Raw genomic sequence first — 26,816 nt, 5'->3', positions numbered from 1 at the left:
CCCGCAGTCTAGGCGTGTCCGTTGCGTGGCGGAGGGAATCTACGCACGAATGCAGCGTCGACCTGCTCAGCTCTCGGGGTCGCCGAACGCCGCGATCGACACCGGCTGCCACTCGTTCCAGAGGGCGAGGCGCGCCTCGTAGTCCTTGGTCGCGGTCTCGAGCGGCGAGGTGCCGAAGAAGATGCGCAGCGGGGGATTCTCGGCATCCACGACCGTGAGCATGGCGCCGCGCGTGGCGGTCGGGTCGCCGCGGCGGGCGGTCGCCGTCGGACGGTTGCGACTCGCCTCGTGGGCGGCGGAATAGGCGTCGTTCTCGTCGGAGCGCTTGGCGGACGGGCCCGCCCAGTCGGTCGAGTAGCCTCCGGGCTCCACGAGAGTCACGTGGATGCCGAAGCCGGCCACCTCCTGTGCGAGCGCCTGGCTGAATCCCTCGAGCGCCCACTTCGACGCGTGGTAGGCGCCGATGCCGGGGAACGCGCTGATGCCGCCGATGCTCGAGATCTGAATGATGTGGCCCGATCCCTGTTCGCGCAGGATCGGCAGCGCGGCCTGTGTCACCCACAGCGCTCCGAAGACGTTCGTCTCGAGCTGGGCGCGCGCCTCTTGCTCGGTGAGCTCCTCGATCATGCCGAAGTGTCCGTAGCCGGCGTTGTTGATCACCACGTCGAGCGCTCCGAAGTGCTCGGCCGCCTGCTGCACAGCGGCGAAGTCGGCGGCGCGATCGTCCACGTCGAGCTGCAGGGGAAGGATGGCGTCGCCGTACTTCTCGACCAGCGCATCCAGCGCCGACACGTCGCGCGCCGTCGCGGCCACCCGGTCGCCGCGCTCGAGCGCCGCCTCCGCCCACTCCCGGCCGAAGCCCTTGGATGCACCCGTGATGAACCAGACCTTGCTCATGAAACCTCCGTCGTGGAAACGTCCACGTCCAGTCTGCTCCCGCCCCGCCGAACACGCCCCGGGGTTGCGAAGGTCCGCCGTGGGGTGGTGCCCCCATCCGCCCGCCGAAGTTTTCCGGGACGATCGCGAGACCCGGTGCCACACTGGGGGAATGAGCACAGAAACCCCCGCCGTCGACGAAGAACCGGTGGACCGCACGCTCGATCGCGGCTTCTTCGGCCAGCCCCGACCGCTGGCCACGGTGTTCGGCGTCGAGATGTGGGAGCGGTTCAGCTTCTACGGCATGCAGGGCATCCTGCTGATCTACCTGTACTACTCGGCGTCCCGCGGCGGACTCGGCGTGCCGCAGGCCACCGCTGCCGCCATCGTCGGCGCATACGGCGGCGGTGTCTACCTCTCGACCATCCTCGGCGCCTGGGTGGCCGACCGGTTGCTCGGCCCCGAGCGGGTGCTGTTCATCAGCGCCGTCGTCATCATGTTCGGGCACATCTCGCTGGCCCTACTGCCGGGGTTCGCGGGCGTCATCGTCGGTCTGATCCTCATCGCGATCGGTTCGGGCGGTCTGAAGGCGAACGCGACGAGTGTGGTCGGCACGCTGTATCACGCGGACGACCCGAGACGGGATGCCGGATTCTCGTTGTTCTACCTCGGCATCAACCTGGGCGCCTTCTTCGGGCCGATCCTGACCGGTCTGCTGCAGACCACGCTCGGCTTCCACTGGGGATTCGGGCTGGCCGCGGTCGGCATGGCGGCTGGTCTCGTTCAGTACGCGATCGGGCGCAAGAACCTTCCGAAGATCGCGCACCGCGTCGCGAATCCCCTCCCGCGCAACCGGTTGCCCCTCGTGATCGGCATCGCGATCGCCGCCGTGCTGGTCATCCTCGTGTGCGTCTTCACCGGCTTGGTCACGGCGAAGAACCTCGCGCTGATCGTGATCGGACTGATCATCGTGGCGGCCGTCGCGTACTTCGTCGTGATCCTGTCGAGCCACCGCATCGATGCGACCGAACGCAGCCGCGTATTCGCGTTCATCCCGCTGTTCATCGCGAGCGTGGCGTTCTGGTCGCTGTACCAGCAGCAGTTCACCGTGCTCACGATCTACTCCGACAAGAAGCTGGACCGCAACCTGTTCGGGTGGGAGATGCCGGTCTCGTGGGTGCAGTCGATAAACCCGATCTTCATCATCATCCTGTCGGGCGTGTTCGCGGCGATCTGGACCAAGCTCGGCGACCGGCAGCCATCCACCCCGGTGAAGTTCGGACTCGGCACCGCGATCATGGGCGTGGCCTTCCTGTTGTTCCTTCCGTTCGCCGGAGGAGGGCCGAACTCGACCCCCCTGCTGGCCATCGCCGGAATCATCCTGGTGTTCACGATCGCGGAACTCCTGCTCTCACCCGTCGGCCTCTCGGTCGCCACCAAGTTGGCGCCTTCGGCGTTCACGACGCAGATGGTCGCGCTGTTCTTCCTCTCGGTCGCACTCGGAACCGCGCTGTCGGGCCAGCTCGCGACCCTCTACGACACGAAGAACGAGGTGCCGTACTTCGGAATTCTCGGCGCCATCGCGATCGCCGTGGGCGTGCTGCTGCTGGTGATCGCGAAGCCGGTGCTGCGTCTCATGAGGGGCGTGCGCTGATCGGAGGGGACGGAGCGCTGCTTGGGCGGATGCCAGCGCGTGCGCGCAGCAGCGACGCGGGGCCGCCACGTCGTGGATGCGGGCCGAACCGTCGTGACCCACCACGGTGCTCGCGTGCGCCCGCCAACCGATTCCCAGGCGGATGCACCGCATGGCTTCGATCTACTGATGAAGGGACGACGGAAAGCCGCCATTCCGGCTAGAGATGGAAGAGACGACCGAGGGAGCACCGGCATGACCGAGACTCCCGACACCCGGACGAGCATCGGCGATGCCATGAAGGGCCTCACCATCGATCAGAAGGCCGGGTCTCCTCCGGCATCGACCCGAGGCCGCTGCGGGAGATCTACTTGCGGGGATTTCCGCGTGGTCCGGGGGCGCAGCCGTGGACGGTGATGTGCTCGTCCAACCGCATCAGCGGCGTCCACGCCTCGGAGGATCCGTGGCTCCTCTCGCGCCTCTTGCGAGACGAGTTGGGGTTCGAGGGGCTCGTCGTCTCGGACGGCGGAGCAGTGAACGACCGCGTCGCCGGTCTGGCCGCCGGGCTAGACCTCGAGATGCCGTCGAGCGGCGGAACGACGGATGCCGAGATCGTCGGGGGCCGTCGTCGCGAGCGGCAATCGCGTGAGGCCACGAGGAGCCCCTCCGCGCTCACCACCGAACCATGTACCGGCCGATTCCCAGGAAGTGCGTTTTTCACGCGAAGGTCGTTGCGAGTACCACGCAGAGCAGCGCCGCAATCGCCGGCACGGTCCGGATGAAGTGGAAGAGGCGCCAGCGCCTACGCAGTTCCGCCGCGTTCGGCGGCACCTCTCCTTCGGGCCGCCGACGGAACTGGGAGTTGATCCGCTCAGGAAGCGCGATCGAGAACACGATGACGGCGACGATCAGCAGGGCGCCGCTCCACGCCCATGCGGAGGCGGCACCACCGGTGGTCAACGCGAACACCACGCATCCGATCACTGCCAGAATTCCGAGGATCGGCTGCAGCGGGTCGGAGCGATAGAGCGATCGGCGGAAATCCACGACGTACTGATCGAGGGGCATGCGAGCCCACAGGTTGACGCGCTCGACAGCGTAGAAGAAAATCGCGCCTGCCCAGATCGCCGTCGGTACCACCATCAGAAGAGCAGCCAGCCTGGGCATGGTCTCCATCCGTCCTCCCTGTCGCCACGATCATCGGGGCTGCGCCCACAGTAGCTTTTCTGCATGCAGATTGCGCGAAAAATGTAGACAGAAATCGGGTGGCTTGTTACCTTTGCCGAAATGCAACAAGGGAGTGCACATGACCGAGAGTCGTCGCCGCCGGCCGCGTCCGATAACCCGACCGAAATTCCATCACACGACTCTGGCCACGCGGAAGCTCGACGAGATGGTCTCGTTCTACGAGAACGTCGCCGGTCTCGAGCCGGTCTATCACGGCCCCGGCGCGGCATGGCTGACCAACGACGAGGCGAATCACCGCATCGCCCTTCTCGCCCTGCCCGATCTCAAGGAGCCGGATGATAAGGGCCACACGATAGGACTGCATCACACGGCCTTCGAGTACCGCAGCTTCTCGCAGTGGATCGACAACTACGAGCGACTCGCTGCAGAAGGCATCCACCCGTTCCTCAATCTCGACCACGGCATGACGATGTCGATGTACTACCAGGATCCCGAGGGCAACGGTGTGGAGATCCAGGTCGACGTGTTCGGGGATTGGGCGAAGTCCAAGGAGTTCATGTGGGCCTCGGCGGAGTTCGATGCGAACCCGATCGGCGTCCACTTCGATCCGGCTCAGGTGTCGGCTGCGCGGAGGTCGGGGCTGACGTTCGAGGAGATCCACGGCAGGGCGACGGCCGGGGAGTACCTGCCCGACGTCATTCCCGAGGTCTACCTTCCGGAGTTCTGGTGAACTCGATGTTCATCGCCAACGTGAGCGGGCGGCTCAGTCTGCTCACCGACGAAACCGATGCCGCCGAAGCGATCGACGTCGCCGAGGTGAGTGGTGGCCGATTCGGCCCGGCGCCCGCGGATGCCTACGAGAGGTGGGACGACTTCTCCACGTGGCTGCGTCAGGCCGATCTCTCATCCTCGCCTCGGCGTGCCTTCGCCCCCGATGAGCTTCTGACTCCTGTCCCCACGCCGAGCCAGATCTTCGCCATCGGCCTCAACTATGCCGATCATGCCGCAGAGGCGCGGATGGAATTGCCCGAGAACCTGATCGTCTTCACGAAGTTCGGCTCGAGCCTCGCGGGAGCCGTCACCGAGGTAGCGCTCACCGGACCGACGATGGACTGGGAGGCCGAGTTGGTGGTGGTCATGGGCCGGTCCGGCCGTTCCATCGACGAGGCCGACGCCTGGGACCACGTCGCGGGGTTGGCGGTCGGTCAGGATCTCAGCGATCGCACGGTGCAATCACGGGGAAAGCCCGCTCAGTTCAGTCTCGGCAAGTCATTCGCCGGCTTCGCCCCGGTCGGTCCGGTACTGCCGCTCTCGGCAGTCGAGCATCGCGACTCGCTGCGCGTGCACAGCACCGTCACCGTGGAGGGCGGTGAGGAACGCGTACTCCAAGATGGCACGACGGCCGACATGGTGTTCTCCGTTCCGGCCATCATCGCCCGACTCAGTGACGTCGTCGAACTGCGCGCTGGAGACCTGATCTTCACCGGCACGCCATCGGGAGTGGGCCTCGGCCGCGACCCCCAGGAGTTCCTGGCGGCCGGCAGCACCTTGCACACCGGCATCGACCAGCTCTACCCCATCACCCAGAAGATCACCGACTGATGGAGCGTCGTCAGCGCGGTACGGGCGAGCCGTCGGCGGATGCGGTTGCGTTCGCCTACCGGACGCTGCGCGGAGAGATCCTCGACGGGACCATTCCGCCCGGCACCGTCCTGTCGCAGGTATCGCTCGCGTCCGCGTTGCAGATCAGCCGCACGCCGCTGCGGGAAGCCCTGCGCCAACTCGCGTCCGACGGGCTCGTAGCCGGAGACTTCAACCGGCGATTGAAGGTGACCAGCCTCGATCTTCGCGACTTTGACGAGATCTACGCCCTCCGCATCTCGATCGAGCCCTTGGCGATCCGATCGACCATCCCGCAACTGGGAGAGGCGGAGAACATCCGACTCGAGTCGTTCGTCTCGGGCATGGACGACGCCCTTGCGCACGTTGACATGATGGACTTCCGGGACAACCACCGATTGTTCCATCTCGGTCTGGCTGCCCACGCAGGTGATCGAGTGGGCAAGCTGCTCGCTGAACTGTGGGACCACTCCGAGCGATACCGCCTCCGATATCTGCACGCCGACGTCGACGACCTCGGGGGGGCCTCATCAGAGCGACTCGCCGTCTCGCAAGCTGAGCATCGCGAGATGCTGCAGGCAGCGATATCCAAGGACACCGACACCTGCGCTCGCCTCCTCGTGTCTCATCTCACTCGAACTCTGGAGGCCGTCCTCGCGGAGATGTCGGATGATCGGCGTCCGCGCCTTTCCCGATTCCTGGTCGAGCACAGGGACGGATCCCCGCATGGAAGGAACTGACCCAATGGCACCCGCATCACAGGAGACCGGACAGAACGGCATCGATCACGACGGCATCGACTACGACGTCATCGTGGTAGGCGGCGGACCGGTCGGCAAGATGGCGGCGCTCATGCTCGGGCGGAGGGGACACGCCGTCCTGGTGCTCGAACGCAAGGAGGAGACCTACCCGCTGCCTCGGGCGGTCGCCCACGACGCGGAGATCGCCCGTGTGCTGCAGGGCGTCGGCATGCCCGTGGACTCGATTCCGGATGCGGTCGAGCCCTACGACGATCTCTACGTCTGGGTGAACGCCGCGGGAGAGACCCTCCATCTGGTCGACTGGCGCGGCTACGACACGTCGGGCTGGAACAACACCTACTTCTACAACCAGCCGGCACTCGAACGTCATCTCGAGGCGGCACTCGGCGACTGCGCCGGCGTCACCCTCCTGCGCGGGTTCCACGCGACGGTGGAGACCCAGGACGAGCAGGGCGTGACCGTCTCCGGTGAGGGCGAGACGTTCCGAGCACGCTACGTCATCGCGGCCGACGGTGCGAACAGCGCGACTCGTCGTCATCTCGGCATCGAGTGGACCGATCTCGGATACTTCTTCGACTGGCTGGTCGTCGACGTCATTCCCGGCGAGGGCATGGAGAAGCTGACCATCGCCAAGCAAGTGGCCGACCCAGTTCGTCCGACCACGGTCGTTCCCGCGGGCCCGGGACGCCGGCGGTGGGAGTTCATGCGGCTCGAAGGGGAAACGAACGAGGAGCTGACCCGGCCGGAACGCATCTGGGAGTTGCTGAGGCCGTTCGATGTCACCCCGGACAACGCCCAGATCGAGCGGGGTGTCGTGTACACGTTCGCCTCCGGCTGGGCATCGGAGTTCCGCAGAGACCGAGTGCTGCTCGTGGGAGACGCGGTGCACCAGATGCCGCCGTTCGCCGGCCAGGGCCTCGCCGCCGGATTGCGGGATTGCCTGAACCTCACCTGGAAGCTCGACCTCGTGCTCAAGGGCGTTCTCGCCGACGCGGTGCTGGACACGTATGGCTCGGAGCGAGCGGTTCACGTGTCCGACTTCATCGACTTCTCGATCTCGCTCGGCAAGATCATCTGCATCATCGATCACGATGAGGCCGCCCAGCGCGACGCCGCCATGATCGCCGCTCTCGCCTCCGGCCGCGACCCCGAGCCTCCGCCGCGGCCGCGGCTGGGCGCCGGACTGCATCGCGGCGACCAGGGAGGTTATCTCTCCTGGCAGGGGCGGGTCGATGTCGAAGATCGCGCCGACGTTCGCTTCGACGATGTGTTCGGTCCCGCCGCGCTCATCGTGCGGTCAGCCGAAGACGCGCAGCGCTTGACGGAGCAGGAGATCGACCGCTTGCGGTCACTCGGTGTCGTCGCGGTGTGCTTCGACCCCGCCTTTCCCGGCTCGGCGGATGTCTCGGCCTTCCACGATGCCCGCGGAACGTATGCCGAGTGGTTCGAGCAGATCGGTGCCGATGCGGTGTTGGTGCGACCCGACCTCTACGTGTTCGGCGCCGAAGCCGGCCCGGGCTGCGCCAACCGCCTGGCGGATGCCTACTCGGAAGCCGTCGACGCCCCTGCTGCGGAAGGAACCCTTCCGCAGCACACGTCACGGCTGGTTGAGCCGGTGGCCCGGGTCTCAAGGAGGAGAACGAAATGAGCAACTGGATCGGAACCTGGGACGTCGAGCAGACCTCGATCGTCGGCACGTTCGTCATGACCATGACTGTCGCAGAGAAGGACGGAGGCATCGATGTGGCGTTCGACTCGCCCCAGGTCGTCGCGACGGTTTCGGATATCGCCTCCGACGAGGACAACCTGACGATGACCATCAACTTGACCAAGCCGCTGAAGGGAAAGGCCGATGCAGCGTTGACGCTCGGCGGCGCAGACTCCTTCGTCGGTACCGGCAAGATGAAGTTCCTGCCGGCCTCCAAGTTCTCGGGTGTCCGCCGAGCATAGCGAGAGGCGTGAGGGCGCGCGATCGTCGACGTCACCGGAAGCGGGGATAATCGATGACATGAACGGCGCGGAGCACAAGGTCGACGACGACGCCCGTCGTCCCGATGTCATCGGTGCGGTCGCCAACGCACTCGAGTTGCTCCATCTGTTCTCCGACGGGTCCAGCATCCATGTCGGTTCGGCGAGCAAACGGCTCGGGCTCTCTCGGTCGACGGTGCATCGGCTGCTGAATACGCTGAGCAGCTACGGGTACGTCGACCATGACGCGGTCGCGCGGGTGTACCGTCCGGGACCCGTGCTCACGGAGATCGGCCTGGTCGCCGTCAAGAGCAGCGACCTGCGCTCGATCGGGCAGGCGGCGCTCTCGAAACTTGCCACGCTGACGAACGAGACAGCCCATCTGAGTGTGCTCCGCAAAGACGAGATCTTATGCATCGACAGCATCGAGAGCACTCAGACCGTTCGAACAGGGAGCAGAACCGGATGGAGCCTGCCGGCTCATGCCACCGCAGCCGGTCGAGCTCTGCTCGCCGAGTTGAGCGACGAGGAGGTGCTGGCGATCTTTCCCGCTGAAATCATCGAGAAGCGGGGCGAGGCTCGTGAGCTTCGCCGGATCGACCTTCTCGCCGAACTCGAACTCGTCCGCGCACGGCGCTATGCCACCAACTTCGGCGAGAGCGAGCCCGACGTGAGCGCGATCGGAGTCGTGCTGCGTGATCGGCAGAATCGCGCACGCGCCGCACTGTCCATCACCGCACCACGCATGAGAGGCGACGACGGCTGGATGCGGTCGGCGGGAGCCGCCGCCCTCACGGTCGCGGCCGAGTTCGGCGGCATCATCGCCTGATACTCATGCCGATCGCGCTGTGCGAGCATGGGTGGATGTTCCGACGAGACACTCGACCGATCGACGAACTCATGTTCGAGATCTTCCGGGTGAATGACCGATTGCTCGCCGTCGGAGATGCGACAGTATCGAGCGTCGGGCTCACGAGCGCCCGCTGGCTCGTGCTCGGAGCGATCGCCCTCTCCCACGCGCCACTCTCGGTCGCTCACATCGCGCGCAACATGGGGCTCAGCCGCCAGGCGGTTCAACGGTCCACCAACGACATGGCGGCTCTGGGCCTGGTGGAGACCAGGGAGAATCCCGACAGACGCCGGTCGAAAGTGGTTGCGCTGACGGATGCCGGCCGGGCGTCCTATGAAACAGCCCTCGAGCTCTGGCGCACGGAGTGGACCGGGCCGATGGAGGAGATCCTCACGGAAGAGGAGATTCTGACCACCATGCGGGTGCTGCGTCGCCTGCGTGGACTGGTCAGGGCGGGGCATAGTCGCTCAGTCGACAACTAGTTGTCAATGTCAGGGGTAGTGACGAGGATGGCTCGTCGGCGAACTCTCAGCTGATTTCACTTGCTGCGGTACCATCCGACAGCTAGCCTTGCGTCAGGAAGTAAGCGCATGTGTCACCCTGCGCGACATTGTTAGACCATCAAAGGAGATTGTCGTGTCGATCGTCGTCGAAAACGCTGAAGTGGGTGCCCTGCCGGAGATTGCGCCAACGCGCCACGTGAAGCCGCCGACCGGCGAACGAGAGCCTCTGAAGGTGAGCATCTACGAGAGCATGGCCAAGTCGAACGCCCAGCTGATGCCGATCTTCCCGTACGACGAGGCCGGCGCCATGGTGCCGTGCGGCGCGATGCTCTACGGCGGGGAGGATCGCTTCCACGGACATTTCTTCCACTGGAACACGGTGTCGGAGATCCTGGTCGCGTGGGGGTCGAGCGACGCCATGATCGCGACCGGCTCGTTCATGGCGACTCAGCCCTTCCACGGTGTCAACTCCTTCCTCAAGGACGAGAAGAAGGACGGCGCATTCGCCCTCGTCACGATCACGCAACGGCAATCCTCCGAGGCGGGCCAGCGCGAGGCCCTGACGGCCAAGTGCGCGAGCTGCAAGAAAGATCTCATCAAGTTCGAGTACGACTCGGCACCACTCGGCGCCCCCGACTACGATGCGACCGCATTCGGCGACGCGGATGACGTCTTCCGCCAGTTCTCGACCCAGTGGGGCGGTGTCGAGTTCGTCAAACTGCGCAACTCCGACGAGGTGCGCGTGTGCGCCAACTGCGGTCACGAAAACTACCTGTTCGATCTGAAGCCTTGGGGCTGGGATCGCCTGTACAACCAGACCAAGATCTCGAACGCCGCCTACCACGCACTGCAGACCAGTGCGAAGGAGGTGCTCGGCTGATGGCCAGGCGACGGATGCTGCAGGCCTTCCAGGCCGCGAAGGATCTCGGCAACTACGCCGACGTGCCGGTGATGCCCATCGATGTCGATCCTCAGATCATCCTCTCCCGCAACTCCGAGCCGCAGCCGTTCTACCTCGCCTTCGAGGAGGACACGGTGATGGCCCTCATGTCGGGAACAGCGACCGTGCGGCTACGGGAGTCGAACGTCAACAGCTGGTCGCTCGTTCCCGGTGACCACGTGTACGTACCCGCGGGCACCCCGCACCGCATCGAACCGCTCGAGGAGAGCGTGATGCTCCGGTACGTCGGCAACGAGCCCGCCTACCGCGCCGCCGTCTTCGCCTGCGAGAACTGCGGCGAGGAGCTCCAGCGGCTCGAATGGCAGCAGGACCTCGAGGTCGATGCCGTCGCCATCTACTCGAACGTCGTGAACCGGTTCAACGACGATCCCGCTGTGCGGACGTGCCCGGTGTGCGCGACGACGGCCGGCGAGATCTCACTCGAGCGCCTCGGTTGGCCCGACGCTCTCGCATCCTGAGGCCATGACCCCCGGTGTGCGATAACGCCCACCACAAACCACCAAGAGAAAGCACCAGCAGATGACCGTCTACGTCAGCGTCCACCAGGCTCCCGCGCTCGATCCCGAGGAGGTCGCCTCCTACGTTCCCGAGATCAAGCAGAACACCTACGCCGAGTTCCAGCAGTGCTTCATCAACCTCGAGCTCGGCTACATCGTCACGGTGTACGAGGCCGAGTCGGAGGACGCCGTGCGCCAGGAGTTCGACCGCATCGGGTGGCCGGTCGACACGGTCACCGAGGTGCACTTCTCCGCAGACGCCGCCGGACTCGCTGCCATTCCCACGGCATGAGCTCGACCGATACGCGGTCGATGGAGCCCCGCCTGTCGTCGCCGGTCGATCTGCGCTTCAAGGCTGACTGGGGTCAAGCCAACCTGACTCGAATCTCGGGATGGCTCGCGCAAGAGATCGGCGATCGCTCCCCTATGGGGTCGACCTTCTCGATCCACGCCGGTCGCGCGGGGATCGACGCGATCGAGGCTCTTCGAGACGGCAAGGTCGACATCGCCCTCGTGACGCCGGCCGCATCCAGCCGCTTGCTGTACGACGGCAGCGGGCCTGCGGGGCATCCGGCCGCTCCGTGGCTCCGGTCGCTCGGCAAGATCACCCACCGCGACCGCCTGGTGGTCGCCGTCGACGCGTCCCTCGACGCTGAGAATGTCGCCGATCTGTCCGCGATCGCCGATCGACTCGTCATCGCGACGTCGGCCGACGACGGGGTTAATGCCATCGGCCTCGCCGCCCACTACGGACTGAAGCTCGCCGGGGCCGACCCCAAGCAACTCCTCCGCGACGGCGCCCGATTCCTCTACGACGAGCGCCCCTTTCCCCTCGTGCACGCGTTCGCGACCGGTTCGGCCAACGTGATCATCCAGGAGGCCGTGATGATGCCGGCCTGGCAGCACATCGCCGATCGACGCCCGGTGCGCTACCTCGAGTGGGGAGACGCCGTGATCGACGGATTCGCAGCTCTGGGCTGGCCGAGTGCCGTGATCGAAAAGGGGTACCTGCCCGGCCAGGACCGTGACCTGCTCACCCTCGACTTCGCGGATTTCCTGCTGCTCTGCCGTGAAGACCTCGACGACGAGGTGGTCTACCTCGCCACCTGGTGCATGGTCAAGACCCGCCTCGCGCTCGAAGGGCAGTACCGCCACATCCCCGCCGATCACACTCCCGTGGGCTACCCGCAGGACCCGGCCGAGATGCAGAACACCCCCGTGCCACTGCACGAGAGCGCGCAGCGCGCCTATCGCGACCTCGACGGCGAGGGGCCGCTCACCGACGGCCTGATCTGGACGTGACGCATGATCGACTGTGACTTGCTGATCATCGGTGCGGGCCCCGCGGGGCTGTTCGCCACCTATTACGCCGGAATGCGCGACCTCCGCGTCGTCGTCGTCGACAGTCTCACCCATGTGGGCGGCCAGGTCGCCGCCCTCTACCCGGAGAAGTTCGTCTACGACGTGGCTGGCCTGCCCGCGGTGCGCGGCCGCGACCTCATCGCCGGGCTGGCCGAGCAGGCGCAGAGTGCGCGGCCGCAGATCATCCTCGGCGAGGAATGCTCGACCCTCGAGGATCAGTCCGACGGTTCGGTCATCGTCACCACCACGGTCGGCACGGCGATCCATTGCGGCGCCGTGCTCATCACCGGCGGAATCGGACGATTCACTCCGCGTCCGCTTCCCGCCGTTGACGCCTTCACCGGGTCCGGCATTCACCGCGTCGTCGGGCCGGCCGAGGACTACGCCGGGCACGACGTCGTCATCGTCGGAGGCGGAGACAGCGCGGTGGACTGGGCGACCATGCTCGCCGAGACCGCAGCCTCGGTCACCCTGATCCACCGGCGCGAACGATTCACGGCACACGAGAGCTCGGTCGCTCGGGTGCGGGAATCCGCCTGCCGCATCATGACCCAGGCCGAGATCATCGACGTCATCGGCAGTGGCGGAGTGCAGCGCGTGCTCGTGCGAGATGCCGCGAGCGAGTCGATCGAATCCGTTCCGGCCTCCGTCATCATCCCCGCGCTCGGTCACATCGCCTCCCTCGGTCCGCTCGTCGGCTGGGGCCTGTCGATAAAGGGGCGCCAGATCGAGGTCGGCAGCGACATGGCGACAGGACGTCCGCGGGTGTATGCGGCCGGCGACATCACCGACTACTCCGGCAAGGTTCGCCTGATGGTCGTCGGTTTCGGAGAGGCGGCAACCGCCGTCAACAACATCGCGGTCGTGCTGCGGCCGGGCGAGGACCTCTTTCCGGGGCACTCGTCCGAGCTCGCGAGCACGCTACCCGTGGGAATCGGAGGCTGACCATGACCTACGTCATCGGCGAGAGCTGCATCGGCGAGATGGACGGTTCGTGCGTGGACGTGTGCCCTGTGGACTGCATCTACGAGGGCGAGGAGAAGCGCTACATCAATCCGGTGGAGTGCATCGACTGCGGGGCCTGTCTGACCGTCTGCCCGGTCGTGGCGATCACCGCCCCTCAGGACGGGCACGATCCGGTCTGGGAGCGCGACAATGCCGTCTTCTTCGACCTGACTCTGCCCGGCCGAAGTGAGCCGATCGGCAGCCCCGGCGGCGCCTCGACCCTCGGCAAGATCGGCGTGGACACGCCGCTCGTCACGGAACGGGCCGCGGGCGCGTGATCGAATCGGCCACCGAGATCGACGATGTCGTCGCAGCATGCGCCGCGCTCGCGGCAGCGGGGCTCGGCGACATGATCTGGGGGCACCCCTCCGTGCGCGACACGGCGGGCCGCGGCGTCTGGATGAAGGCCGCCGGCTACGGATTCGATGAGATCGACGCCGACCGGGTCGTCCTTGTCTCGTGGTCGGGCGATGTGCTCGTCGGCAGCGGTCGACGGCATCTGGAGTTCCACATCCACGCCGCCATCTACCGGGCGCGTCCCGACATCAACGCCGTGGTGCACACCCACGCTCCCGCGTTGTCGGCTTTCGCATCGCTCGACGTGTCCCTGCATCCGCTGTCGCACGATGCGGTCCCCTTCACTCACCCGCAACTGCCGCGTCTGACGGCGGTGACCGGTTCGCTCATCTCGACGCCGGGTCTCGGCGACGCGCTCGCGGAGGAGTTGGGTGACGCTGCCGCCATCCTGCTGCCGAGTCATGGAGCTGTGACCGTCGGACCCGACATCGCGGCGGCGGTGATGTACTCCGTGCTGCTCGAGCGCGCGTGCCGCACCGAACTGACCGCGCTTGCGGCGGGCGGACCGAAGGTGTTCTCCGACGAGCGCGAGACCGCCAGCAAGCAAGCCGAGATCTGGACGGAAGCCCAGCTCGACGCCGGGTTCCGCTACCTCGCCCGACGGGGCGCTGCCGCATGACCGACGCCTCGGACGGGTCGGGGGATGCGCAGATGGCGCCGGTCCTCGAAGCGCTCGAGCGCGAGACCTCGTCCCTCCTCGACGCCGTACTCGATGAGTTCCTCGAGATCGACCTGCAGGGCCAGCCCGTCATCGGCGACTTCACCGGGGGTCACGTGCTCACCCACCTGGCGCGAGACGCGGACCAGATGGCGGATGACCTCCTCGCCGCGACCGGACGAGAGGTGCCGCCGCCCGACGCCGATCGGCAGTGGAGTGTCGACTATGGAGCCGACCGGCCCGGCGCGGTGCTCATCGACGATGTCACCCGATCGTCCGAGCGTCTGCGGGACGCGCTCCAGGGGGTGGACGACTGGTCCTCGCTCTCCACGCCCGCCCGCGACATCCCCGCCCGGAGACTGACTCAACTGCTTGTGCACCGCGCCGACCTCGGACGCCCGTGGGAGGCGGTTCGGGAAGGCGACGCGGCACTGGTCGTGTCGTGGCTGCCCGTGTTCATGCCGGCGGAACTGGTCGGCATCCGCCTGGTGGCCGAAGCCGACGAGCCGCTGGTATCGGAGCGAACGGATGAGAGCTCGACCGTGGTCAGGGGCGACTCGCGATCGCTGCTGGCCTGGGTGTCCGGTCGGCGCTCCGGCGCCGCCGAAACCGGCTCGGGGCCACCCGGCATCGACGAGCGCATCTGGTTCTGACAACACCTTTTCGAACAGCCTGAAGGAGACGCCCATGAGACTCACGCATTTCGGACATTCCGCGGTTCTGGTGGAGACGAGCGGGGGCGCCAGAGCCCTCTTCGACCCCGGAGCGTATTCCTCCGGGTTCGAGGACCTCACGGGGCTCGATGCGATCCTCCTCACGCATGCCCATGCCGACCACCTCGACCCGAAGCGGCTCCCGGTGTTGCGTGAGGCGAACCCGAACGCGGTGCTGGTCACCAACAGCGAGGGTGCCGAGGCCGCGGGGCCTCCCCGCGACGGAGACAGGGTGGTGTCCGACGACGAGGCCTTCGACGTCGCCGGAGTGCGCATCCAGCCGACGGGGAGCGTCCATGCGACCATTCATCCCGCGCTGCCTCCCGCCGCCAACACCGGCTTCATCCTCGACGACGTCCTCTGGCACCCGGGTGATGCGTTCGACGCCGAGCCGCGACGGGTGGACGTGCTGTTGCTTCCGATCGGCGGACCGTGGATGAAGGTGTCGGAGGCGATCGACTTCGCCCGCGCCGTGCAGCCGCGCGTCGTCGTGCCCATTCACCAAGCTGGCCTGGCCGACGTGCACCGCCAGTTGCACTACGGACTGCTCCGCAATCTCGTTCCGGCCGAGTTGGTCATCCTCGAGGAGGGAGTGGCTCGTGACCTCTGAAGACCTCGCGGAGGACCTGCAGAACGCGGACCTCGAATCGACACCGGAACTCGAGCAGCTCTACGCCGATTTCGCCGCCGCCCACCTGGCGCCGCTGTGGACGCAGGCCTCGGAGGTGCTCACCTTCCACCCGCGATCGGATGCCGTGCCCTTCGTCTGGCGGTGGAACGAGCTGTATCCGCTCGCCGCTCGGTCGGGTGACCTGGTGCCGGTCGGCCGCGGTGGGGAACGACGCGCCATCGCCCTGGCCAACCCCGGGTTGGGCGGTGCGCCCTACGCGACGCCGACCATCTGGGCGGCGATCCAGTACCTCGGTCCGCGCGAGACGGCGCCCGAGCACCGCCACGCGCAGAACGCCTTCCGCTTCGTGGTGGAGGGCGAAGGCGTCTGGACGGTCGTCAACGGCGACCCCGTCGCCATGCGGCGGGGCGACTTCCTGCTCACCCCCGGCTGGAATTTCCACGGTCACCACAACGACACCGACGCCCCGATGGCCTGGATCGACGGCCTCGACGTGCCGCTTTCCGACCACATCGACATCGGGTTCTTCGAGTACGGCACGGAACGCGTCACCGATGAGGCCAGCCCCGACATCTCGCGCTCGGAGCGGCTCTGGGCCTACCCCGGTCTGCGCCCGCTGTCCGGCCTGGACGACCGCGTCAGCTCACCGATCGCGGCCTATCGCTGGGAGTACACCGACCGGGCCGTCGCCGAGCAGCTGCTGCTCGAGGACGAGGGCCACCCCGCCACCGTCGAGCAGGGACACGCGGCGATCCGCTACGTCAACCCGACGACCGGAGGCGACGTGATGCCCACCCTGCGTGCCGAGTTCCACCGCTTGCGCGCCGGCACGAGCACGCCCAGCCGACACGAGGTCGGGTCATCCGTGTGGCAGGTCTTCGAAGGCCGCGGCGCGTTCGTCGTCGACGGCGTCCGGCACGAGATGGACAAGGGCGACCTCGTCGTTGTGCCCTCGTGGATTCCCTGGTCCATCGAGGCGGAGACCGAGTTCGACCTGTTCCGCTTCAACGACGGGCCCGTGATCGAGCGGCTGGGCTTCGCGAGAACGCACGTCGTGGGCCGATGACGGGGGCTCGGACGGCGCTCGGCGGGCCGGCGGAGGATCTCCTTCTCGCTTACCGGGGCACCGCCTACTTCCTCCGCTGGCTCGCCCTGCTGCCCGAGCGGGCGTATGACGAACCCGGAGCCCCGGCATCCGAGTGCGATCGCCGCACGACGATCGCCACCGTCGGTTACGACGCGCGCGGCTGGGCGCGTCTCGCCGAGCAGCTTCGCGAGGGGCGAGAGCACCCCGCCACCTTCGCTCCCGGCGAGCGGGAGGCCGCCATCGTTTCGGGGGCGACCCTGCCGCCGCGAGCGCTCCGGCACCTCGTCGAGCACTCGGCCGTGCACCTGGCGGTGGAGTGGCGCGATCTTCCGGCGAGCGCGTGGCACGGGCGGAGCGTCGACGGAACCGGCCAGTCGCTTGCCATCGCCGACACACCGTGGCTGCGGGCGCGGCAGACCTGGCTCGCGGCCGTCGACTTGGGCTCGGGAGCGAGCGTAGCCGATTTTCCGTCCGCCGTGCTCGATCGCCTCATGGTGGAGGCCTGATGCGCGTCACCCTCACCTTCGACAACGGCCCGGATGTGGAGGGAACACCGATGGTGCTCTCTGCTCTAGCCGAGCGCGGCATTCCGGCGGTCTTCTTCGTGGTGGGGCAGAAGGCCGACGCTCATCCGGAACTCCTCGCGGCGGCGAGCTCGGCCGGCCACCTGATCGGCAACCACACCTGGTCGCACTCCAGACCGCTCGGGGCGGCGATCGAGCCAGGCTTCGCCGGTGCCGAGATCGGCAGAACGCAGCGGGCCATCGGCCCGTACGCCGAGGACCCTCCTCTGTTCCGCCCGGTAGGCGCTGCTCCGGGAGCGGTCATCGACGATCGGCTGCTCGACGACGAGGCGCTGAACGTGCTGGAGGCCGGCGGATACACCATGGCGCTGTGGAACGTCGTTCCCCACGACTGGGAGCGCCCCGACGACTGGTCGGATGGCGTCCTCGAGCAGTGCAAGCGCCTCGAACACGCCGTCGTCGTGCTGCACGACGGGTATCCCGCCGGCATGGGGCTGCTACCCGACCTCCTCGACGCGCTCGTCTCGGAGGGGGCCGACTTCAGGACGGATTTCCCGAGATCCTGCACCCCGATCGTCGCGGGCGTCGCCGGGTCGGCGGTCGGGCCCCTCGTCACACCACGTGCTGCATCCCGATGACGGCTCCCGTCATCCGTCCCCATTCGTCCAAGTTGAAGGAGTAGTCGTGAGCCGAACAGATCACGAGATCATCGTCGTCGGAGGAGGCATCGGCGGTCTCGGAACAGCGCTCGCCCTCGCGCAGAGCGGCATAGCGGTGCACATTCTCGAGCGCGCGCCTCAGTTCTCCGAGGTCGGTGCCGGCCTCCAGGTGGGCGCGAACGCCGTCCGAGCCCTCGACAGGCTCGGCGTGCTCGATGAGATCTACGCGACGGCCGTCTTCCCCGAGCGGGGAGTGATCTCCGACGCGCTGACCGGGCAGGTGCTGACCACGCTCGACCTCGGCCCGTCGTTTACCGAGCGCTTCGGTTACCCCTACATCGTGCTTCACCGCAACGATGTGCTGACTCCCCTCCTGGAGGCCTGCCGGGCCCACCCGCACGTCACGCTGGAGAACAATCGCACGATCAGCGAGATCACCGACGAGGGTGACCGCATGCGGATCCGGTGCGAGGACGGACACGAGCTCACGGCGAAGCTCGTCGTCGGCGCCGACGGGCTCAACTCGAAGGTGCGGCGTCTGATCAGCACCGACGAACCCGTCTTCAGCGGCTACATCGCCTTCCGCGGAGCGACCCCGATCGACAAAGGGACTGCGGATGCCGACGCGTCCGACGTGCACCTGTGGATCGGACCGAACGTCCACCTCATGCAGTACCCGGTGCGAAGCGGCACGATGTACAACCAGGTGGCCGTGTTCCGCACCGTGTGGAAGGACGAAGGACGACCCGACTGGGGCACCAGCGAGGAGTTGATCGAACGCTTCAGCGCCACGTGCGAACCGGTGCGCTCGACCGTTGCGGCCCACGCGGACGCCACCGCCTACCCCAACTTCGACAAGGAGCCGCTCCGCACATTCGTCGCCGGCAGGGCGGTGTTGATCGGCGATGCCGCGCATCCGATGCTCCAATACCTGGGTCAGGGCGCCTGTCAGGCACTCGAAGACGGCCTCGCGCTCGCCGCTGTGCTCGACGGGCAGGTCGACGACGTCTCGGGGCTCGCCCGCTACGATGCCCTTCGGGTGCCCCGGACGACGCGCTGTCAACGAGCGGCGAGGCCGTGGGGTGAGTCCTGGCACGCGACGGATCCGATCCTGCGCGCCTATCGCGACCGATACCTGCGGTTGCGCAGGCCCGACGACTACAACGAGGTGGCCTGGCTGTACGACGATGCGCTCGACGATCTGCTCGGGCCGGCGCGACGAGAACTGGAGACACGACGATGAGACTGGTCAGCTATCGAGAAGGCGGCGAGCACCGGCTCGGGGTCGTCGACGGTGATGAGCTCATCGACGTGACCGCCGGCGTCGGAGAGCGGAATCAGCCCGGCGCGGTCAGCCCGATGCGGGCTCTCCTCTCACGGGAGGAACCCGTCGCGGCGTTTCTGGAAGCTTTCGAAGGACGGCGAGTGCCGCTCGACTCGGTGCAGCTCGAGCCCGTCATCCCCGATCCCGGCAAGGTCATCGCCGCCCCGGTCAACTACCGCGACCACCAGGCGGAGATGCAGGAGGACTTCCACATCGACGCCCTCGGAGTGTTCCTCAAGGCGCCCTCCTCCGTGATCGCCTCCGGTCAGACGGTGCGCCTGCCCTACACCGATCGCCGGTTCGATCAGGAGGGGGAGCTGGCCCTGGTCATCGGTCGAGAAGCGCGGAACGTCTCCGTCGATGAGGCACTCGACTACGTGGCCGGCTACACGATGCTGCTCGACATGACCATGCGGGGTGGTGAGGACCGCTCGACGAGAAAGTCGTTCGACACCTTCACGCCTATCGGTCCCTTCCTGGTGACCCCCGACGAGGTGGGGGCTCTCGACGAACTGCAGCTGCGCACATGGGTGAACGACGACCTTCGCCAGGACGCCGACATCCGCGACCTGATCTGGGGTGTTCCGCAGCTGATCGCCTACGCATCGTCGGTGATGACCCTGCGTCCTGGCGACGTCATCACCACGGGCACGCCCGCCGGGGTGGGCCAGGTCGTGGACGGCGATCGGCTGACCGTCGAGATCACCGGTCTCGGCACGCTGACGGCAGCGGTCTCGAGCGAGGATGCCGTCGTCTGTCCGACGAACGGTGCGCGGAGAGGACCCCGCCCGCCGGAGGATGTGACGCCGGTCCGCTCGCGGTGATGCGTCTCAGCACTGCTGCCAGAGCTCGATGCGGTTGCCCTCGGGATCGGCGACCCAGCCGAAGCGACTGACACCGTCCATGTCCTGGATTTCCGCCGACACGTCGGCTCCCGGGCGCGCAGTTGCGCGAGCATGGCGGCGAGGTCGCCGACCCGGAAGTTGAGCATGGTCTGCTGCGCTCGTCGGCCGAAGTAGTCGGTCTCGGAATCGAATGCCCAGCACGCGTTCCATGCCGACCGCCTGCCATGTCGACCAGCTCGAGGCGCTCGCGCCGGCCGGACGTAGGGTGAGGGCATGACGAAGAAGGTGGCCCTGATCACCGGGGCGAACAAGGGAATCGGGCTCGAGACGGCGCGGCAGCTCGCCGAGCAGGACGTGACGGTTCTCGTCGGCGCGCGCGACGAGGGCCGCGGCGAGGAGGCTGCGCGGGTGTTGCGGGAGGAGGGAGCGGACGCGCGCTTCGTGCAGATCGACGTGACGGATGCCGCCTCCATCGACCGGGCGGCCGCGTGGATCGACTCCGAGTACGGTCTGCTCGACATCCTCGTCAACAACGCCGGCTCGGCCACGATCTCGCGGGAGCGGACCCTGCCCAGCGGCACCTCGCTCGAGGACATGCGCGCCGTCTACGACATCAACGTGTTCGGCCTCGTCGCCGTGACCAACGCGATGCTGCCGCTGCTGCGGCGCGCCCCCGCCGCTCGCATCGTGAACGTGTCCAGCGAGGTGGGATCGATCGGGTCGCAGACCTCCGAGACGAGTCCGTTGAGCGGGATGCCGCCGAGCGCGCAGTATCCGTCGTCGAAGGCGGCCGTCGACATGCTCACGGCGATGTACGCGAAGGAGCTGTCCGACACGGCGATTAAGGTGAACGCCGCGAACCCGGGCTTCACCGCGACGGACTTCAACGACCATCGCGGATTCCGTACGGCAGCGCAGGGCGCCGAGCCCAGTGTGCACCTGGCCACCCTGCCTGACGATGGTCCATCGGGGATCCTCTGGGGTCATCTCTGGACGACCGAGGGCGATGGCGACGGTGGCTACGGCCGGTTGCCCTGGTAAGCCGGACCTGCTGATCGAGTAGGAGCTGCCGGCGGAGTAGCGGGCGACGAAGGAGCACGCGTATCGAGACCCGTTGCGTCACCCGAGGATCTCGATACGCGGAGCCGCCCCGCGTCTGCGCTACTCGATCAGTAGGGGGAGGTGTTCGTCGCGGGCTACTCGACCGATTCCGCGGCATCCGTCGCCTGCTGCGTCACCGGAGTGAGGCGTGCGAGCTGCGTGACGTGCTGCGGACCGAGCTCATCGAGCGTCGCGACGCCGAGCAGCTTCATGGTGCGCTCGATCTCGCGGCGCAGGATTCCTATCGTGCGGTCGACGCCGGCGCGGCCGCCGGCCATGAGCCCGTAGAGGTACGCGCGGCCGATGAGCGTGAAGCGCGCGCCGAGGGCGATGGCCGCGACGATGTCGGCGCCCGACATGATGCCCGTGTCGACGTGCACCTCGAGGTCGGCGCCCACCTCGCGGGCGACGCTCGGCAGCAGCCGGAACGGAATCGGCGCCCGGTCGAGCTGGCGGCCGCCGTGGTTGGACAGCACGATCCCGTCGACGCCCCTGTCGGCGAGGCTGCGGGCATCCGCGAGTGTCTGCACGCCCTTGACCACGATCGTGCCCGGCCACATCTCGCGGATGATGTCGAGGTCCGCGAAGGAGATCGTGGGATCCATGGCGGAGTCGAGCAGCTCACCCACCGTGCCGCCCGTCGATGAGAGCGAGGCGAAGCTGAGCGGTGGGGTGGTGAGGAAGTTGATCCACCACTCGGGGCGGGGGATGGCGTTGATGACCGTGCGCGGCGTCAACTGCGGCGGGATCGAGAAGCCGTTGCGGGTGTCGCGCAGCCGTGCTCCGGCGACGGGCGTGTCGACGGTGAAGAACAGCGTGTCGAAGCCGGCGGCCGCGGCGCGGTGCACGAGCGCGTAGGAGATCTCGCGCTCCTTCATGACATAGAGCTGGAACCAGTTGCGCCCCGTCGGGTTGGCCGCCTTGACGTCCTCGATCGACGTGGTGCCGAGGGTCGAGAGGGTGAACGGGATGCCCGCTGCCCCGGCGGCTCCGGCGCCAGCGGTCTCACCCTCCGTCTGCATGAGGCGGGTGAAGCCCGTCGGGGCGATGCCGAACGGCAGGGCGCTGCGGCCGCCGAGCACGTCGCGGCCGGTGTCGACGTCGGAGACGTTGCGCAGGATCGACGGATGGAACTCGATGTCCTCGAAGGCCTGGCGGGCGCGGGCAATGCTGATCTCGCCCTCGGCTGCTCCCTCCGTGTAGTCGAAGGCGGCCTTCGGCGTGCGGCGCTGGGCGATGGCGCGCAGGTCGGCGACCGTCAGCGCGTTCTCCAGCCGTCGCTTCTTCGCATCGAGCGTCGGCGCCTTGAAGCGCATGAGCTGGGCGAGCTCGCGCGCATCGGGAAGTTGTCGTTTCATCATCAGGTGCTCCTCGGATCGTTCGCCGCCGCCTCGGCGGGATTGGCTTCGGCGTAGTAGCGGGTGATGTGGTTCTCGATGCGCACGTGCGCGGCCGCCGCGTCCCCGTCCTTGATGGCCTGCACGATTCCACGGTGCTCGCGCCGCAGCCGGGCGGAGGTCGCAGCCCAGTCGGCGATGCCGGAGACGCCGGCGAGCACGTAGCCCTCGATGGACGAGCGCAGCCCGGCCATCATCGCAGCGACCACCTCGTTTCCCGTCGCCTCTGCGAGACTCACGTGGAACTGCGCGTCGAGCGCGAGGAACTCCTCGGCGTTCAGCGCGTCGTCGTCCATCGCGTCGAGCAGGATGGTTGCGTCGCGGAAGTCGGGGGATCCCTCGGCGAGTTCCACGGCGATGGCCGTCTCGAGCAGAAGTCGTGTCTTGACGACGTCGCCGACGGCGAAGCCCTGGGCAGCGACCTGCAGCCGCATGAGCGCGCTCATCCCACCCTGCGGCCGCGCGAGGATGATCGCACCGGCGGTCGGCCCCGATCCCGTCTGGGTGCGGATGAGGCCCATCACCTCGAGCACGCGCACCGCCTCGCGCACGCTCGAGCGGCCGACGCCGAGTTCGGCGGCGAGGGAGCGTTCGGGGGGAAGGTGATCGCCGGGGCCGATGAGACCGTCGAGCAATTGCTGTTCGATATGCGTGAGGACGCTTTCCCAGGCGCGACGATCCGTGGTCTCCACGACTCTCCTCCGCGATGTCACGGCGATGCTCCTCATCCCGTGTGGTCTGGTCACACTATCATGTGGTCTGACCGCAGAGAAGTGCCTCGGGAGGGAATGTCAACCGCTCGATGCTCGTTGCTGCAAGAGCGCCCGCAGCGCGGCGCCCGACAGAAGGAGAACGCATGTCAGCCACCCGTCGCATCGGAGCATCCGACCTGACCGTCGCCCCCCTCGCCCTCGGAGGCAACGTCTTCGGCTGGACGGCGGACCGTGACGTGTCCTTCGACGTGCTCGATACGTTCCGCGCCGGCGGTGGCGACTTCCTCGACACGGCGGACGGCTACTCGCGCTGGGTGCCCGGCAATTCGGGCGGCGAGAGCGAGATCATCATCGGTGAGTGGCTCGCCTCCCGCGGAGGACGCGACGATGTCGTCGTGGCGACGAAGGTCAGCACGCACCCCTCGTTCTCCGGACTCTCCGCAGCGAACATCGCCGCGGCGGCCGACGCGTCGCTCGCCCGACTCCAGACCGATCGCATCGACCTCTACTACGCCCACTTCGACGACGCGTCCGTGCCGCTGGATGAGACCGTCGGAGCGCTGTCGGCCCTGGTCGACGCCGGCAAGGTGCGCGCCATCGGCATCTCCAATTACTCACCCGAGCGCATCGACGAGTGGTTCGAGGTGACCGAGCGGGGCGGCTTCCACCCAGCGGTGGCGCTTCAGCCGCAGTACAACCTCGTCGAGCGGGACTTCGAGGGAGCGCTTCGCGACCGCGCGGAGCGATTCGATCTGGCGGTCGTGCCCTACTACGCCCTCGCGAGCGGATTCCTCACCGGCAAGTATCGTGACGGCGTCACGGTCGACAGCCCACGCGCCGGCGGAGCCTCGAAGTACCTCGACGATCGGGGACGACGGACCCTCTCGGCACTGGACGCGGCGGCCGCGGCGCACTCGGCATCGGTCACGGCCGTGGCGCTCGCGTGGCTCCGCGAGCAGCGCACCGTCCTCGCCCCGATCGCGAGCGCGCGCACCGTAGAACAGGTGCCCGATCTGCTCGCCTCCCTCGAGGTCGAGCTCGGCGCAGACGAGCTGGCGGCGCTCGACGACGCCTCGGCGACGGACGGCCGCGACGCCGCCTGAGCCATCGACCGGTCGACGGATGCCGTGAGCGCACCCCATCCGTCGATGGACGGTTCCCTCGGCGAGAGTTTCGGACGAGAGTGGACGCATGACGGACTACAGCGACCCGCGGCGCACCTCCGAACGGCTCAGCAATACCGACCGGGACGAGGCCGTCGCCCGGCTCGCCGCGGCACGGGACGACGGTCGTCTCACGCCAGAAGAGTACGACGCGCGGGCATCCACCACGCGGATGGCCGTCACCCGAGGTGACCTGACGCCCTTGTTCAGCGATCTTCCGCTCGGTGCCGATGCGCCGCTGGTCTACTCGACCCCTCCGTCGGGAGCCATACCCACCCCGGTCGGCACGCCCGGGGCACGAGCCGGAGCCCTCGGCGGAGCGTGGGGCGCTACGCTCGTCGCACTCTCGCCGTTCATCGCCATCGCCCTGTTCTTCCTGTTCGGCTTCACGAGCAGCTTCACGTGGTCGTGGGTGTTCTTCCTGCTGATCCCCATCGCCGGCATCGTCGTCTACGGGCCGGGCGCCCGCTACCGCCGCTGATCGCCGCGGTCAGGCCTTGCGACCCTGGGGACGCAAGCGGATGCGCCGGGACGGATGCGTCTCGTCGAGCTCGACGAGTGATCCCTCCGACTTCACGAACTCGCTGAACGAGCCGAAGCCGAGCGCGCGCTCCTGGAAGGTCGGATCCATGCGCAGCATCTGGTTCTTGACGGCGCCCGCCGCCTGCCACTCCTCGTCGTTCTTGGCCGCTCCGAGTTCGAGCGCCCGCGTGAGCAGGCGGCGCGCTGTGCGCTCGGACTGGCGCCGCTGCTTCGACGAGTCGACCGCCACGACGGGCGTGGTGTTCTCGCTCACCGGCTCGGCGGGGTCGGGGAGGCTCTCCACGCCGGGCAGCGCGTCGTAGTCGGCGAATTCGTTGCAGGCCGCCGCGAGCGCCTTGCTCGTCGAGCCGGCCACGCCGATGCCGACCACATAGCGCCCGAGCGCCTTGCATCGCTGGGCGAGGGCGATGTAGTCGGAGTCGCCGGCCACCACGACGACGTGCGTGATGTCGGCCAGGCGGAACAGGTCGTCGACGACATCGAGGGAGAGGCGGATGTCGGCGCCGTTCTTCATCGACGCGACGACGGGGAAGAGCTGCACGAGGTCCACGGCCCGCTCCACGAGTTGCCTGCGATAGCCGGCGTTGATCGGAACCGACCAGTCGGCATAGGCGCGACTGACGGCGATCGTGCCGAACGACGAGGCGAAATCGAGCACGGCTCCCAGGTCGACGGTCGCTCGCTCGATCCGGGCGGCGAGGTCGGCCTCGTCGTTGTCGGCGACGCGCACCTTGTCGCGATTGAAGCGACCGCGGCCGAAGAGCTGGTCGTAGCGCGAGATCACGATGTTGTCGAAGTCGATGTAGACAGCCACCCGTGCTTCACCCGTGCCGTTCATCGCCGTCTCCTCACCGCCTGAACCCCGTGCCGATCCTACGGTCGTTGCTCGGTGGCCGCCACGCCCGCGCATGCGCCCAGCCCGGCCGGATCCCCCGCTAGCTGCGGAGCACGACGTTGCGAGGCTCGTCGCCGCGAAGCATCCGTTCGATCTGATCGCGCAGCAGCTTCGCCATCCGAGGCATCATGGCGGTCGTCGCCCCGCCGACATGAGGACTGAGAAGCATGTTGGGTGCGGTGTAGAGCGGATGCCCGTCGGGCAGCGGCTCGGGGTCGGTGACGTCGAGCGCTGCGCGCAGGCGACCGCTGCTCAGCTCGGCGAGCAGGGCTTCCGTGTCGACGACGGATCCGCGGGAGACGTTGACGAGCAGGGCCCCGTCGCTCATGGCGGCCAGGAACGCGGCGTCGACCAGGTGCTCGGTGTCCGGCGAGAGTGGCACGCCGATGACGACGATGTCGGCATCGGGCAGTAGCGACGGCAGGTCGTCGATCGCGTGGATGCGGCCGGTCTCGTCATCGCGCGCGGTGCGGGCGACCCGCACGACGTTCACCTCGAACGGGATGAGGCGCTCGAGAACGGCGCGGCCGACGCCGCCGACTCCGACGAGCAGCACGGTGCGGTCGGCGAGGCTCGCGTGTCGCTTCGGCGCCCACTCGCCCCGGTCGGCCGCGCGCACGAAGTCGGGGATGCCGCGCTGCGACGCGAGGATGAGCGCGACGGCGAGCTCGGCGGTCGAGGTCTCGTGCACGCTCGCCGCGTTGGCGAAGACGATGCCGGGAGGCAGCGCATCCTCGACCCCGTCGTAGCCAATGGACTGGCTCTGCACGAGTCGGGTCGTGACTCCGGACAGGGCGCCCAGCCGGCCGAGCGTGTCCATATAGGGGGGCACGACGATGTCGATGTGCTCGGCGGGCGGCGGGCCCGAGAGGTCCCACTCGAGGAGGTCGACGCCATCGGGCATCGCGCCGAGCGCGTCGCGGAGGGCTGTACCGGGCAGGCTCACGGTGATGCTCATGCGTCGAGCGTAGGCCGAGCGGGA

The 26,816-nt window shown here is 67.7% G+C and carries 32 protein-coding genes and 1 pseudogene; 26 read left to right on the top strand and 7 right to left on the bottom strand.

The window, feature by feature from the left end:
• Positions 1-66: 66 nt before the first annotated feature.
• Positions 67-897, bottom strand: a complete 831-nt coding sequence (locus E6C70_RS12450; protein ID WP_136424863.1) for an SDR family oxidoreductase — start codon at positions 895-897, stop codon at positions 67-69.
• Positions 898-1,048: 151 nt separating this feature from the next.
• Between E6C70_RS12450 and E6C70_RS12445 the strand changes: the two genes are divergently transcribed.
• Together E6C70_RS12445 and E6C70_RS17100 are read left to right on the top strand one after the other, a co-directional pair.
• A complete protein-coding gene (locus tag E6C70_RS12445) occupies positions 1,049-2,530 on the top strand; it encodes a peptide MFS transporter (protein ID WP_136424862.1) in 1,482 nt (493 codons plus the stop codon).
• Between the two features lie 305 nt (positions 2,531-2,835).
• Positions 2,836-3,126 (top strand): annotated as a pseudogene (locus E6C70_RS17100) (glycoside hydrolase family 3 N-terminal domain-containing protein); the annotation flags it as partial.
• Between the two features lie 100 nt (positions 3,127-3,226).
• Here the strand turns inward: E6C70_RS17100 and E6C70_RS12435 are convergent.
• Positions 3,227-3,685: an anthrone oxygenase family protein gene (locus E6C70_RS12435; RefSeq protein ID WP_136424861.1), complete on the bottom strand. Its 459-nt coding sequence runs from the start codon at positions 3,683-3,685 to the stop codon at positions 3,227-3,229.
• Positions 3,686-3,815: 130 nt separating this feature from the next.
• Here E6C70_RS12435 and E6C70_RS12430 point away from each other — a divergent pair, with 130 nt between their 5' ends.
• The 21 genes from E6C70_RS12430 to E6C70_RS12330 all read left to right on the top strand — a co-directional run bounded on the left by E6C70_RS12430 (position 3,816) and on the right by E6C70_RS12330 (position 20,001).
• On the top strand, positions 3,816-4,427 hold the full coding sequence (locus E6C70_RS12430) for a VOC family protein (protein ID WP_136424860.1): 612 nt from the start codon (positions 3,816-3,818) through the stop codon (positions 4,425-4,427).
• Positions 4,428-4,432: 5 nt separating this feature from the next.
• Entirely contained in the window at positions 4,433-5,299 is an 867-nt protein-coding gene (locus tag E6C70_RS12425; protein ID WP_136424990.1) for a fumarylacetoacetate hydrolase family protein, read from the top strand.
• The gene (locus E6C70_RS12420; protein ID WP_136424859.1) at positions 5,299-6,057 is read left to right on the top strand and encodes a GntR family transcriptional regulator; all 759 of its coding nucleotides are present in this window, start codon (positions 5,299-5,301) and stop codon (positions 6,055-6,057) included. Before E6C70_RS12425 ends, E6C70_RS12420 begins: the two co-directional genes overlap by 1 nt.
• Positions 6,058-6,061: 4 nt before the next feature.
• Positions 6,062-7,726, top strand: coding sequence for a bifunctional 3-(3-hydroxy-phenyl)propionate/3-hydroxycinnamic acid hydroxylase MhpA (gene mhpA / locus E6C70_RS12415; protein ID WP_168770947.1), 1,665 nt, complete (start codon positions 6,062-6,064; stop codon positions 7,724-7,726).
• Complete coding sequence (locus tag E6C70_RS12410; RefSeq protein ID WP_136424857.1) at positions 7,723-8,028, top strand: hypothetical protein; 306 nt, start codon at positions 7,723-7,725, stop codon at positions 8,026-8,028. The genes mhpA and E6C70_RS12410 overlap by 4 nt, the downstream gene beginning before the upstream one ends.
• Before the next feature lie 58 nt (positions 8,029-8,086).
• Positions 8,087-8,875, top strand: coding sequence for an IclR family transcriptional regulator (locus E6C70_RS12405; RefSeq protein WP_136424856.1), 789 nt, complete (start codon positions 8,087-8,089; stop codon positions 8,873-8,875).
• A gap of 35 nt (positions 8,876-8,910) precedes the next feature.
• Complete coding sequence (locus E6C70_RS12400; RefSeq protein ID WP_168770946.1) at positions 8,911-9,378, top strand: MarR family winged helix-turn-helix transcriptional regulator; 468 nt, start codon at positions 8,911-8,913, stop codon at positions 9,376-9,378.
• A 253-nt stretch (positions 9,379-9,631) separates the two neighbouring features.
• Entirely contained in the window at positions 9,632-10,279 is a 648-nt protein-coding gene (locus tag E6C70_RS12395; RefSeq protein ID WP_136424854.1) for a hypothetical protein, read from the top strand.
• Positions 10,279-10,818 carry a cupin domain-containing protein gene (locus E6C70_RS12390; protein WP_136424853.1) on the top strand — a complete coding sequence of 180 codons (540 nt, stop codon included), beginning with the start codon at positions 10,279-10,281 and terminating at the stop codon, positions 10,816-10,818. Before E6C70_RS12395 ends, E6C70_RS12390 begins: the two co-directional genes overlap by 1 nt.
• 61 nt (positions 10,819-10,879) lie before the next feature.
• Positions 10,880-11,149 carry a DUF4242 domain-containing protein gene (locus E6C70_RS12385; protein WP_136424852.1) on the top strand — a complete coding sequence of 90 codons (270 nt, stop codon included), beginning with the start codon at positions 10,880-10,882 and terminating at the stop codon, positions 11,147-11,149.
• Positions 11,146-12,159, top strand: coding sequence for a TAXI family TRAP transporter solute-binding subunit (locus tag E6C70_RS12380; RefSeq protein ID WP_136424851.1), 1,014 nt, complete (start codon positions 11,146-11,148; stop codon positions 12,157-12,159). The genes E6C70_RS12385 and E6C70_RS12380 overlap by 4 nt, the downstream gene beginning before the upstream one ends.
• A 3-nt stretch (positions 12,160-12,162) precedes the next feature.
• Complete coding sequence (locus E6C70_RS12375; RefSeq protein WP_136424850.1) at positions 12,163-13,164, top strand: NAD(P)/FAD-dependent oxidoreductase; 1,002 nt, start codon at positions 12,163-12,165, stop codon at positions 13,162-13,164.
• A 2-nt stretch (positions 13,165-13,166) separates the two neighbouring features.
• Positions 13,167-13,502, top strand: coding sequence for a ferredoxin family protein (locus E6C70_RS12370; protein WP_136424849.1), 336 nt, complete (start codon positions 13,167-13,169; stop codon positions 13,500-13,502).
• Positions 13,499-14,200, top strand: coding sequence for a class II aldolase/adducin family protein (locus E6C70_RS12365; protein ID WP_207670124.1), 702 nt, complete (start codon positions 13,499-13,501; stop codon positions 14,198-14,200). The genes E6C70_RS12370 and E6C70_RS12365 overlap by 4 nt, the downstream gene beginning before the upstream one ends.
• Positions 14,197-14,892 (top strand): maleylpyruvate isomerase family mycothiol-dependent enzyme, encoded by a 696-nt coding sequence (locus tag E6C70_RS12360; protein WP_136424848.1) that lies wholly within the window; start codon positions 14,197-14,199, stop codon positions 14,890-14,892. Before E6C70_RS12365 ends, E6C70_RS12360 begins: the two co-directional genes overlap by 4 nt.
• 34 nt (positions 14,893-14,926) lie before the next feature.
• The gene (locus E6C70_RS12355; protein WP_136424847.1) at positions 14,927-15,562 is read left to right on the top strand and encodes an MBL fold metallo-hydrolase; all 636 of its coding nucleotides are present in this window, start codon (positions 14,927-14,929) and stop codon (positions 15,560-15,562) included.
• Positions 15,552-16,649 carry a cupin domain-containing protein gene (locus E6C70_RS12350; RefSeq protein ID WP_136424846.1) on the top strand — a complete coding sequence of 366 codons (1,098 nt, stop codon included), beginning with the start codon at positions 15,552-15,554 and terminating at the stop codon, positions 16,647-16,649. Before E6C70_RS12355 ends, E6C70_RS12350 begins: the two co-directional genes overlap by 11 nt.
• Complete coding sequence (locus E6C70_RS12345) at positions 16,646-17,176, top strand: maleylpyruvate isomerase N-terminal domain-containing protein (RefSeq protein WP_136424845.1); 531 nt, start codon at positions 16,646-16,648, stop codon at positions 17,174-17,176. The genes E6C70_RS12350 and E6C70_RS12345 overlap by 4 nt, the downstream gene beginning before the upstream one ends.
• Positions 17,176-17,832, top strand: a complete 657-nt coding sequence (locus E6C70_RS16870) for a polysaccharide deacetylase family protein (RefSeq protein WP_136424844.1) — start codon at positions 17,176-17,178, stop codon at positions 17,830-17,832. Before E6C70_RS12345 ends, E6C70_RS16870 begins: the two co-directional genes overlap by 1 nt.
• Before the next feature lie 46 nt (positions 17,833-17,878).
• Positions 17,879-19,096: an FAD-dependent monooxygenase gene (locus E6C70_RS12335; RefSeq protein WP_207670123.1), complete on the top strand. Its 1,218-nt coding sequence runs from the start codon at positions 17,879-17,881 to the stop codon at positions 19,094-19,096.
• Positions 19,093-20,001, top strand: coding sequence for a fumarylacetoacetate hydrolase family protein (locus E6C70_RS12330; RefSeq protein WP_136424842.1), 909 nt, complete (start codon positions 19,093-19,095; stop codon positions 19,999-20,001). The genes E6C70_RS12335 and E6C70_RS12330 overlap by 4 nt, the downstream gene beginning before the upstream one ends.
• 6 nt (positions 20,002-20,007) lie before the next feature.
• On the opposite strand, the gene E6C70_RS17325 is transcribed toward E6C70_RS12330, so the two are convergent.
• A complete protein-coding gene (locus E6C70_RS17325) occupies positions 20,008-20,103 on the bottom strand; it encodes a VOC family protein (protein ID WP_407921038.1) in 96 nt (31 codons plus the stop codon).
• Positions 20,104-20,295: 192 nt separating this feature from the next.
• Here E6C70_RS17325 and E6C70_RS12320 point away from each other — a divergent pair, with 192 nt between their 5' ends.
• Positions 20,296-21,063, top strand: coding sequence for an SDR family oxidoreductase (locus E6C70_RS12320; protein ID WP_136424841.1), 768 nt, complete (start codon positions 20,296-20,298; stop codon positions 21,061-21,063).
• 155 nt (positions 21,064-21,218) lie between these two features.
• On the opposite strand, the gene E6C70_RS12315 is transcribed toward E6C70_RS12320, so the two are convergent.
• Entirely contained in the window at positions 21,219-22,484 is a 1,266-nt protein-coding gene (locus tag E6C70_RS12315) for an alpha-hydroxy acid oxidase (RefSeq protein ID WP_136424840.1), read from the bottom strand.
• Positions 22,484-23,212: a FadR/GntR family transcriptional regulator gene (locus E6C70_RS12310; protein WP_235833437.1), complete on the bottom strand. Its 729-nt coding sequence runs from the start codon at positions 23,210-23,212 to the stop codon at positions 22,484-22,486. Before E6C70_RS12310 ends, E6C70_RS12315 begins: the two co-directional genes overlap by 1 nt.
• Before the next feature lie 164 nt (positions 23,213-23,376).
• Between E6C70_RS12310 and E6C70_RS12305 the strand changes: the two genes are divergently transcribed.
• Both E6C70_RS12305 and E6C70_RS12300 read left to right on the top strand, forming a co-directional pair.
• Positions 23,377-24,336, top strand: coding sequence for an aldo/keto reductase (locus E6C70_RS12305; RefSeq protein ID WP_136424838.1), 960 nt, complete (start codon positions 23,377-23,379; stop codon positions 24,334-24,336).
• Between the two features lie 88 nt (positions 24,337-24,424).
• Positions 24,425-24,877: a DUF1707 SHOCT-like domain-containing protein gene (locus E6C70_RS12300; protein ID WP_136424837.1), complete on the top strand. Its 453-nt coding sequence runs from the start codon at positions 24,425-24,427 to the stop codon at positions 24,875-24,877.
• Positions 24,878-24,886: 9 nt separating this feature from the next.
• On the opposite strand, the gene E6C70_RS12295 is transcribed toward E6C70_RS12300, so the two are convergent.
• Both E6C70_RS12295 and E6C70_RS12290 read right to left on the bottom strand, forming a co-directional pair.
• A complete protein-coding gene (locus E6C70_RS12295; RefSeq protein ID WP_136424836.1) occupies positions 24,887-25,777 on the bottom strand; it encodes an NYN domain-containing protein in 891 nt (296 codons plus the stop codon).
• A gap of 97 nt (positions 25,778-25,874) precedes the next feature.
• On the bottom strand, positions 25,875-26,792 hold the full coding sequence (locus E6C70_RS12290; RefSeq protein WP_136424835.1) for a 2-hydroxyacid dehydrogenase: 918 nt from the start codon (positions 26,790-26,792) through the stop codon (positions 25,875-25,877).
• Between the last annotated feature and the right edge of the window lie 24 nt (positions 26,793-26,816).

This window comes from Orlajensenia flava (genome assembly GCF_004801905.1).
Classification (GTDB): Bacteria; Actinomycetota; Actinomycetes; order Actinomycetales; family Microbacteriaceae; genus Orlajensenia; species Orlajensenia flava.
Note: the sequence above shows the minus strand (reverse complement) of the source record. Positions and strands in the feature narration are given on the sequence as shown.